Below are 10,041 nucleotides of genomic sequence, written 5' to 3'. Positions count from 1 at the left end.
GGTGGCGGGGACGGGCTCGACGAACTCCGGGACCGCGGGTTCTCCGAGTTTGACCACGACGACCCCCGCCAGCACGAGCACCCCGCCGAGGGCCTGCAGCAGATCGGGCAGCTGGCCGAGCAGCAGCCAGCCGAACAGGAGCGCGGCGACGACCTCGGCCAGCGCGACGAACGACGCGAGTCGCGACCCCAGCATCCGCGTCGAGGCGATGCCGAGCAGATAGGCGAGGGCCGTGGCGAGGACCCCCATTGCCAGGACCGGGACGAACCACGGCACAGTTCCGAACCGGTACGCGATGTCGTCGGTCGTCCAGGAGATCGGCAGCACGCCGACCGCGCCGGCGACCGTGAGCCCGATCGCGCCGAGCAGCAGACCACTGCCGGCGAGCGCGATCGGCGGAAGTCCCGTGTCGGCCTTCGCCGAGAGCACGAAGTAGGTCGCCGCACCGACCATGGCCCCGAGAGCCCACAGGATGCCGGCGATGTTCACGGCCGCACCGGTCAGGATGTCGAGCATGAGCACCAGGCCGACGAACGCGATGGCCGCACCGAGGATGCTCCGGCGGCTCGGCCGTTCACCCCGCCGCACCCACAGCCACAGCAGCACCGCGACCGGCGCCGTGTACTCGATGAGGAGCGCGAGACCGACGTCCATGACCGCGACGGCCTGGAAGTAGAACAACTGGGTCGCCGTGACCGCGAGCAGGCCGTAGGCGACGATCATGCCCGCATTGCGTCGGAGGAGCCCCCAGCGGCCCCGCAGCGACAGGAGCGTGGGGATGAGGAGCACGAGCGCGGCGACCCAGATGCGAGCCGTGACGGCGGCGCCGGGCGTCCACCCGGCGTCGATCAGCCCGCGCGCCCAGGCGCCGGACATGCCGAAGGCGAAGGCGGCGGCGATGGCCAGGGGCAGACCGAGGCGTACTCCGCGCACCCTTGCCACGGCGGTGTCATCGCCCATCTTGCCCATGGTCGATGACGCTACTCCGCGCGGATGTAAGGTGTCAACATGATCTTCACCGATGACACCGAGGATGCCCTCCGCGCTGCCGTCTGGCTCACGAACACCGCGGAGGACCCGGACACGCTGGTCGACCGGGCGGACGAGGAGGCCTTCCTGCAGGCATTCCCGTACACCGGACGGATCGACCGCGACGCCGCCGAGCTCGCCGCCCTCCGGGACCTGCGTCCGCGGCTGCGCGCGATGCTCCTCGCACCGCGCGACGCGATGGTCGAGCACGTGAACGACGCCCTCGCCGACGCACGACTCACGCCGCGCCTGGTCCGGCACGACGACACCGATTGGCACCTGCATGCGCTCGCCGACGAGCGGCCCCTCTCGGAGCGGATCCTCATCGAGACCGCGATGGCCCTCATCGACGTGATCCGCGCCGACGAGGGCTCCCGCCTCTCGGTCTGCGAAGACGACACGTGCCTGGCACTCGCTCTCGACCTCTCCCGCAATCGCTCCAAGCGCTACTGCTCGACCACCTGCGCGAACCGCAACGCCGTCGCCGCATACCGCGCGCGTCGCGCCGAGAGCTGACCCGACGCCCCACGAGGATCCTCACGAGGATCACTGTTCGGACTTCACAAACGATTATCGATTAGTGTAATGTCCCCAATGGCCCTCCTCCCCGTGCTTCAGGAAAGGATCAACGATGATCAAGGCCCGTGTTGTCCCTCTCGTCGGCATCGCCGCGGTCTCCGCGCTCGCCCTCGCCGGCTGCTCCACTGCTTCGGCGGGCGACGGCGACGCCTCCTCCGGTGACATAACGCTCCGGGTTCTCGTGAACGTCACCCCGAATCTCACCGAGGAGTTCTGGAACGACCTGGTCGTACCCTTCGAAGAGGCGAACCCGGAGATCGACGTCGTCATCCAGAATCCCGGCGCCGAGGGAGTCGAAGCCGCCGTGCCGCGCCTGCTCGCCGCCGGCGATGCCCCCGACATCGTGCAGTCGATCGCGCCGACGACCAAGCTCGCGTCCGAACTCCTCGACCTCTCCTCCTACGACTGGGCCGCGTCCGGCCCGCTCGCCGATCAGTACTCCATCGACGGCAAGAACTACATGGCCGGCATCGGTGTGCAGCTGCAGAGCCTCTTCTTCTACAACAAGACGGCATTCGAGGAAGCCGGCATCACCGAGGTCCCCAAGACCGTGGACGAACTCACCGAAGCCCTCGGCAAGCTCCAGGACGCCGGCTGGACGCCGATCCAGACCGGCGGGGACTGGATGACGAGCCACACCCTGCAGGCCATCGGACTGCCGAGCATTATCAGCGAGGACCCGGAGTGGTTCCAGCACATCTCGTCGGGCGAGGTCACCTTCAGCGAAACCTACGGCGACGCGGTCGAGACCTATGCCGACTGGGTCGCGGAGGGATACGTCCCCACCGACGCACTCGGCATCAAATACCCCGACGCGGAACAGGCGTTCCTCTCCGGTAAGACCGCGGTGTACTCGATGGGCAGCTGGTTCGCCGGAACGCAGGCGAAGGCCCCCGAGTCGGCTGACATCGGCGTCTTCCGCGCCCCCGCCTCCGACGCGGACGAGCAGCCCGCGATGGGTGCCAACATCGCCAGCCCGTACTCGATCCTCAAGGCGAGCAAGAACCAGGAGGCCGCCGCGAAGCTGGTCGAGTTCCTGGTGACCGACCAGACCGCCGTCAGCGACCAGCTCGCTGTCGACGGCAACTTCCGCGACGGCTACGAGTACGAGATGACGCCGCTCGGCGAGGAGCTGCTGCAGATCGTCGCCGACACCCCCGCCGAGGCCTACACACCCACCGGCGGCGGCTACGGCGAGCGCACCCTGCCGGACGGCTATGCCGGTGAGATCAACACCCAGACCCAAGCCCTTCTCGGCGGAGCACCCGCCGACCAGGTGCTCCGCGCCATGGACGACTGGTTCGCCGCGAACGCCGGCTGACCCTCGGAGGCGTCCGGGACGAGCACCTCCGCGCCGTCCCGGGCGCCTCTCGAGAACGCCGCCGCATGAGCCGCCCGCCATGACCTTCACACCCACCACCACACCCCTGCCTCCGACAGCGCCCTCCCTCACGACAGGAGCATCGAAGCCGATGAGTTCGACCCCCGCCCCCCGCCGGCGCGGCGCGCTGCAGCAGTGGCGGCATCGCCTCCCCGGCATCCTCATGGGAGGACCGGCCGTGGCGGTCTTCCTGGCCATGTTCGTCGTCCCGATGATCCTCGCGGCTGTGCTCAGCTTCACAGACTGGAACGGGTACAGCCTGAACTTCACGTTCGTCGGCTGGGAGAACTACGTCAAGGCGTTCCGCAGCCCCCGTTCCATCCAGGCCGCGATCTTCACCGGCGTCATCGCCGTGGTCGGCACGATCCTCTGCAACGCGATCGGTCTGGCGATCGCCGCTCTCATCTCAGGGCCGGGACGATCGAACACCATCCTTCGCACGATCTTCTTCTACCCCTACGTGATCAGCGCGCTGATCATCGGCTTCCTGTGGTCGGCGATGCTCTCGCCCACCGGGGCCGTGAACGGCCTGCTCAGCACGCTCGGCCTTCCGGCCATGCCATTCCTCACCGACCCGACCTTCGCGAAGGCGAGCGTGATCTTCACGATCGTGTGGTCGCACTTCGGCTTCAACATGATCCTCTTCCTCGCCGGCATCAAGTCGGTTCCCGCCGAGTACTACGAGGCGGCCACCGTCGACGGCGCCTCGCGCTGGCAGCAGTTCCGCTCCATCACACTGCCCCTCATCGCACCCGTGTTCACAGTGAACCTCGTGCTCACGCTCGTCGGGCTGCTCAAGGCGTACGACGTGGTGCTCTCCCTCACCGACGGCGGGCCTGCCGGATCGACTCAGACGATCGTCTACCAGATCCTCAAGGACTCGTTCGCGAACTCGGCCCTCGGCTTCGGTGCGGCGCAATCCATGATTCTCCTGATCGTCACCGCGGTCGTCGGCCTCGCCGTCACCCTGCTGCGGCGCCGCTCCGAGCAGAAGGCGACCGACTGATGAACCAGACCCGCAACCGCCCTGCCCTGATCGTCCGCGCGATCCGCTGGATCGTCCTCTCCGTCGTCGCGGTCACCATGCTGATCCCGATGTACACGATGTTCATCAACGCCTTCAAGCCGCAGGCGGACATCATCGAGAACCCGCTGCTCATCACTCCGCAGATGTTCACGCTCGACCACCTGTGGGCGGCGATCACCAGCAGCAAGTTCAACGTCATCGCCGCGTACGGCATCACTCTGCTGTTCGTCGTGCTCGTCAATCTGTGCTGCATCGCCCTCGCGGCACCCGTGGCCTACGTGATCGCCCGCGGACGCTCGAAGTGGCACCTCGGGCTGCTGCTGCTGTTCGTGTCGGGGCTGTTCATCCCCGGCCAGGTGACGCTCATCCCCGTCGTGTTCGTCCTGCGTGTGCTGGGGCTGATCAATACCATCCCCGGGTTCATCCTCTTCGAGACGGCGGCCACGCTCCCGGTGACGATCTTCCTGTTCACGGCGTATCTGCGCAGCGTGCCCCGCGACATCGACGAGGCCGCCTCACTCGACGGCGCCGGTCCGATCCGCGCGTTCTGGGCCTGCATCTTCCCGATCATGAAGCCCGTCGTCGCGACCGTGGTCGTGCTCAACTCCATCGGCGTGTGGAACGACTTCGTGAGTCCGCAGATCATCCTCGGGCCCAGCTCGGGCATCTACACCGTGACCACGGGCGTCTACGCCGCGGTCGGGCAGTTCTCCACGGACTACACGCAGGTGTTCCCGACGCTCCTGCTCGCCGTGCTGCCGGCGATGGTGTTCTTCATCGTCATGCAGCGCCACATCATCGGCGGCCTCGTGGCCGGCGCGACGAAAGGATGACCGTGCCCGAGCACCCGATCACCAGCCCGCTGCGGACGATCCCCGCCTGGGCCGTGCTGCAGCGTCGGCTGTTCGCCGAGATCGAGGAGGCCCGCCTCCTCTTCCGCGACCGCTACACCCTCTCCGACGGGCGCCTGCGCGGTGTGGCGGAGTTCATCGACCGCGACGGCGTCGACGACCTCTACGAGCCGTTCTTCAACTGGCCGGCCTTCTACGCGCTCGGCGGCCCCGATGAGGTCCTCGCCGACGCGAAGCGGCACTGGGAAGGTGTGACCGTGCAGCTCGCCGAGGCGGACATGCTCACCGACGAATACGACAACGGCTACGACTGGTTCCATCAGGGAGAGTCGTTGCTGCTGCTCGCCGGGATCTGCGCCGCCGACCCCGCGGACACCGCCTTCGCCGACCGGGCCGCCCGCTTCGCCGTGCTGTTCACCGAGCCGGCGAAGGGCAACTACGACCCGGAGCACAACATCATCCGCGCCCCCCATAACGGCGCTCTCGGTGCCCGCACCGGACTCGACGACCACATCGTGCCGTACTCGGCCGATCGCGCCGAGATGCGCCCCTACGGACTGCCGCTGCACGGACTCGACGGCATCCGCACCTGGGACGACCTCGCCGACGAGGACAACGCCCTGCGGATGGCCGAGGAGATGCAACACCGCGCCGCGGGAGACATCGCCGTGAATCTCGCCGCCACCTCGCTCGCCGCGAACCACTGGCTCTACGACGGCGATCCCGCATCCGCCGCCTGGATAGAGCGCTACGTCCACGGCTGGCGCGAGCGCGCCGCCGACGGGCTGCTCCCCGACAACGTCGGACCCGACGGCGCCGTCGGGTCCCTCCACGACGGGCGCTGGTGGGGTGGGCACTATGGCTGGGCGTGGCCGCACGGTCTGCATTCCGTCGGGATGAGCGCCCTCATCGGCGCGCTCAACGCGGCGCTCGTGACGAAGGACGACGCCGCCCTCGACGTCGTGCGCACCATGCTCGACACCGTGCTGGCGGAGGGCAGGACCGGCACGGTCGCCGACTCGACGTACAGCCTGCGCGGCGGCTGGATGGCGCGGTTCGGGGACGCCTCAGGCCGGCCCGGGCTGCTCGTCCCCTATCGGCACGGCGCCGACGGATGGTTCGACTACGGTCCACTGCAGCTCGATCTGCCCCTGTGGCTGTGGTGGTGGTCGCGCGCGACCGCCGACCGCGAACGGCTGGAGCGGGCGATCGCCGGGATCCCGCCGACCGCCGACCCGGTGGCGCCGTTCCGCGACAAGGAGGAGGCCGGCCACGAAGCCGGATGGTACGCCTACCTTCGCGGCTCCCTGCCGGAGTACCCGGTGCGGGCGCTCGAGATGGCGCTCGGGCAGGTTGCGCGTCGCACCGCGATGATGCTCGCCGACGATCGCGACCCCGACGCCGCGCATCTGCACTTCTGGCAGCGCGTGAACCCCGTCGTGACCGAGGTGCTGACCCAGCTCGTCGCCGGCGCCCCGCAGGTGCTGTACAACGGCGGCCTCGGATTCACCGCCCTGCGGTACGAGGACGTCGACCGCGGCCGCCCCGGTCTCCCGGACGACGTCGCCGCGCTCGTGCACCGCCTCGACGCGGCCGGCATCGGCGTGCAGCTCGTCAACACCTCGTCCGTGCACACCCGCACCGTGCGCCTGCGCGGCGGACGCTTCGGCCTCGACAGGATCGTGCGCGTCGATGCGACTGCAGAGGAGCCCGGCGGCTGGCCGGGCCCCTCCGGCACCTACGCCGCGCCGGAGCGCCCTCGCATCACCCGCTCCTTCGACTGCGACGACGAGCTCGTGGTCTTGCTTCCCCCGGCGCACGTCGCCGAACTCGACCTGACCATCGCGCGTGCGACCGGCTCGCCGCGCCATCACTTCCCCGGAGGAGCCGCATGAGCACCGACCTGATCCGACCCGACTTCGCCCTCCCGGTGCGAGGAGCGGCTTACGAGCGCCCCGCCCGCGACGTACTCGATTCCTTCGACATGATCTCGTCCGCCACCGCCTGCGCCACGCTGCACGGACTCGGTATCCGCCGCAGCTACATCGACGGTCCCGAACCGCTGAGCCTCGGCCAGCGCGTCGTCGGCTCGGCTCTCACGCTGCAGTTCATGCCGCAGCGCGAGGACATGGCCTCGGGCGCCGACCAGGAGTACGCCGAACGCCACACTGCACTGTGGCACGTGCTCGAAGCCGTGCAACCGGGCGATGTACTCGTGATCCAGGCCTACGGGAGCCGGTTCTCCGGATGCGTCGGCGACATCCTCGCCCGATACTTCGCACGCAAGGGCGGCGCGGGCATCGTCGTCGACGGCCGCATCCGCGACGCCGGCCGCATCCGCGAGCTCGGCATCCCGGTGTGGTCCACCGGGACCACTCCTCACTACGCGTCGCAGTCGGAGCTCGTGCCCTGGGCGTACGACGTGCCAGTGGCCGTCGGCGGCGCCCTGTGCATGCCCGGCGACCTCGTCGTGGCCGACGACGACGGTCCGGTCGTCGTGCCGCAGGGAATGGCACCGAAAGTCGTGGACTCCGCGCGCGATCATGAGGAGTGGGAGGTCTTCAGCCGCCGTCGTCTCGACGAGGGTGCACGGCTGAGCGACTATTACCCCCTCACCCCCGACAGCCGCGAGGAGTACGAGGCATGGCGTTCCGTCCAGAACTCCGTCCGCTGAACACCGGCGTCGCCGCCCGCGACGACGCCGGCCTCGGATGCGCGCCGATCGGCAACCTGTTCTCGCCCGTCACCGATGATGATGCCGTCGCCACCGTGCATGCGGCGCTCGCCCGTGAGGTGCGGTTCTTCGACACGGCACCGCTGTACGGCTCGGGCGAAAGCGAACGAAAGCTGGGCATCGCCCTGCAGGGTGTTCCCCGTGACGACTATGTCCTCGCGACGAAGGTCGGCCGAATCCTCGTGGATGCCGAGGGGATGCCGGTCCGCGGTGGCGGCCGCGGGCACGACTCCGTCGCCGATCTCAGCAGGGACGGTGTGCTGCGCAGCCTCGAGGGAAGCCTCTCCAGGCTCGGCGTCGATCGCGTGGACGTGCTGCACCTGCACGATCCGCTCGACGTGGCCGGGGCTTTCTCCGGCGCCCTTCCCGCGCTCGTGGAACTGCGCGCGCAGGGGGTGGTGAGGGCGATCAGCGTAGGACTCGGCCGGCTCGACCCGCTCGAGCGCTACGCTGCCGAAGCACCGCTCGACGTGGTGATGGAAGCGGGGCGCCTGACCCTGCTGGATCGATCGGCCTCGGACCGCCTGATTCCCATCGCCGCCGCGAGGGGAATCGGGGTGCTCGCGGCCGCCGTGTTCAACTCCGGCATCCTCGTCGACCCGATCGGCTCCCCCTTCTTCGAATACAAGCCGGCACCGGACGAGCTGCGCGAGCGGGCGCTGCGCCTGCAGGCCGCCTGCGGGGCGCACGGTGTCCGCCTCGCCGACGCCGCTGTGCAGTTCCCACTGAGGCAGGGGGCCGACGCGGTCGTCGTGGGAGCGCGCACTCCGGCCGAGGTCGACGCGTTCGTCGACGGGCTGGACGCCGCGTTGCCCGAGGCGCTGTGGGCGACGCTCGACGCCCAGGCCGACTGACGTGCGGATCGTCGATGCGCACGTCCACGTCTGGAACGTCGATGCCGTGCCGATCCCCTGGTTCCGCGACGACCTCGGTCTCCCCCGACACGCAGCCGCCACGGATCTGGGACGCGAGCTCGATGCGGCGGGAGTCCGTTCGGCCATCGTCGTGCAGGCCGCGGACACGATCGCCGAGGCCCGGTGGCTCACGGCGATCGCATGCCGCGAGCCACGGGTGCGCCGCGTCGTGCTGCAGTACTCCCCGGAACGGGGCGCGGCAGCCGCGGCGTCCGCGGCAACCTCTCCCAGCGTGGTCGGGATGCGTGCGGCCGTGCCCCAGTTCGCCGCCGACCTGTCCGACGTCGCCGGTCTCGACGCGCTCGCCGAGCAATTGGGCGCGACGGCGCGAACCCTCGAGCTGCTGATCCGCCCGGAGCAGTTGCCGGCCGCCGCCGCACTGTCGCGTCGACACCCGGGCACCGCGATCGTCATCTGCCACCTCGGCCTCGGTGCACGAGCGGCTGACGCCGGGTGGCGCGAGGGCGTGGCAGAGGCCGCATCAGCGCCGGGAGTGACGGCCAAGGTGTCCGGACTCGACCTGACCGCGCGCGGCGCGGAGGAATCGCGGGGGCTGCTGCGGCTGGCGTTCGACGTCTTCGGCGCGGAACGGCTCGCATACGGCAGCGATTGGCCGATGTCGACGAGGACCACGACCTACGCCGGCGTGCTCGAAGCGACCCGGGCCGCGCTGCCCGCGCTGTCGGATGCCGATGCCCGCGCCTTCTGGTCAGGCACGGCCGAGCGCCTGATGCCTGGCGCCCCCTGAGCCGGAAGGCCTCCTCGATCCGCGCCGATGCCCGACGGAATCATGCCGCCCGCAGGCCGGGAGGGACTCTTCGTCTCGCTCTGCTCGGCCAGGGGCCGGCGGGGAGACCTTCTGCGTCAGGCGGGGTCGTCGAGGAGGGTGCCGGCGGCATGACGGCGGAACAACGCCGAGGCGGCTTCCGGATCACCGGCGTCCAACAGATCGAGAAGGCTCTTGTGCCAGTCAGCCACCTCGTGCCAGTCCCCGGTGAACGTGGGGTCGCCGAGCACGTGCATGACCCGCAGGCTGGGCTCGAGCAGATCCCACATCCGGGGCAGGTAGGCATTGCCGCTGGCCTCGATCACGGCGCGGTGGAACGCGAAGTCCAGCTCACGGAACCGGGCGAGGTCGGCCGCGGCCGCCGCCTCGTGCATCTGCGCGATCAACGAGGCGAGCTCCGAGCGGCGGTCCGCGTCGAGCGAACCGCAGGCCAGGCGTCCTGCCAGGCCTTCGAGCTCGACGCGCGCCATCTTCGCGTGCTCCGCCTCCTCGGCTGAGTAGCTCGCGACGAAGTTGCCCTGATGTCGCACGTGCGAGACGAGGCCTTCGTGCGCCAGTCGCTTGAGGGCGTCGCGCACCGGGGCCTGACTGACCTGGAGCTGACGAGCGAGCTGCGACTCGACCAGCTGCTCGCCGGGAGCCAGCGTCGACTCCTTGATCATCGCCTTGATCATCGCGTAGATCTGATCCGACAGCAGTCCCCGCTGCAGACCGGTCGTACCCAGAGCATCCGTCATGA

General features: G+C 69.6%; 10 protein-coding genes. 8 read left to right on the top strand and 2 right to left on the bottom strand.

Going from position 1 to position 10,041, the window contains the following annotated elements; genetic code table 11:
* Window positions 1–960: DMT family transporter (locus CQ045_RS17070; protein ID WP_105725927.1), on the bottom strand; the 960-nt coding region annotated here is incomplete at its 3' end.
* Window positions 961–1,008: 48 nt separating this feature from the next.
* On the opposite strand from CQ045_RS17070, the gene CQ045_RS17065 reads away from it, so the two are divergent.
* From CQ045_RS17065 to CQ045_RS17030, 8 genes are all read left to right on the top strand, one after another.
* Entirely contained in the window at window positions 1,009–1,545 is a 537-nt protein-coding gene (locus CQ045_RS17065; RefSeq protein ID WP_105725897.1) for a CGNR zinc finger domain-containing protein, read from the top strand.
* Window positions 1,546–1,660: 115 nt separating this feature from the next.
* Entirely contained in the window at window positions 1,661–2,929 is a 1,269-nt protein-coding gene (locus tag CQ045_RS17060) for an ABC transporter substrate-binding protein (protein ID WP_105725895.1), read from the top strand.
* A gap of 151 nt (window positions 2,930–3,080) precedes the next feature.
* Window positions 3,081–3,995 carry a carbohydrate ABC transporter permease gene (locus tag CQ045_RS17055; protein ID WP_105725893.1) on the top strand — a complete coding sequence of 305 codons (915 nt, stop codon included), beginning with the start codon at window positions 3,081–3,083 and terminating at the stop codon, window positions 3,993–3,995.
* Window positions 3,995–4,849, top strand: a complete 855-nt coding sequence (locus CQ045_RS17050) for a carbohydrate ABC transporter permease (protein WP_105725891.1) — start codon at window positions 3,995–3,997, stop codon at window positions 4,847–4,849. Before CQ045_RS17055 ends, CQ045_RS17050 begins: the two co-directional genes overlap by 1 nt.
* On the top strand, window positions 4,846–6,762 hold the full coding sequence (locus tag CQ045_RS17045) for a hypothetical protein (RefSeq protein ID WP_105725889.1): 1,917 nt from the start codon (window positions 4,846–4,848) through the stop codon (window positions 6,760–6,762). The genes CQ045_RS17050 and CQ045_RS17045 overlap by 4 nt, the downstream gene beginning before the upstream one ends.
* Window positions 6,759–7,541: a ribonuclease activity regulator RraA gene (locus tag CQ045_RS17040; RefSeq protein ID WP_105725887.1), complete on the top strand. Its 783-nt coding sequence runs from the start codon at window positions 6,759–6,761 to the stop codon at window positions 7,539–7,541. The genes CQ045_RS17045 and CQ045_RS17040 overlap by 4 nt, the downstream gene beginning before the upstream one ends.
* The gene (locus CQ045_RS17035) at window positions 7,511–8,455 is read left to right on the top strand and encodes an aldo/keto reductase (RefSeq protein ID WP_105725885.1); all 945 of its coding nucleotides are present in this window, start codon (window positions 7,511–7,513) and stop codon (window positions 8,453–8,455) included. The genes CQ045_RS17040 and CQ045_RS17035 overlap by 31 nt, the downstream gene beginning before the upstream one ends.
* Before the next feature lies 1 nt (window position 8,456).
* Complete coding sequence (locus tag CQ045_RS17030; RefSeq protein ID WP_105725883.1) at window positions 8,457–9,263, top strand: amidohydrolase; 807 nt, start codon at window positions 8,457–8,459, stop codon at window positions 9,261–9,263.
* A 116-nt stretch (window positions 9,264–9,379) separates the two neighbouring features.
* Here CQ045_RS17030 and CQ045_RS17025 read toward each other — a convergent pair whose 3' ends face one another.
* Entirely contained in the window at window positions 9,380–10,039 is a 660-nt protein-coding gene (locus CQ045_RS17025) for a GntR family transcriptional regulator (protein WP_105725925.1), read from the bottom strand.
* Window positions 10,040–10,041: the final 2 nt, after the last annotated feature.

This window comes from Microbacterium sp. MYb66 (assembly GCF_002979435.1).
GTDB lineage: Bacteria > Actinomycetota > Actinomycetes > Actinomycetales > Microbacteriaceae > Microbacterium.
The sequence above is the reverse complement of the archived record's forward strand: the minus strand, read 5'-3'. Positions and strand labels throughout refer to the sequence as shown.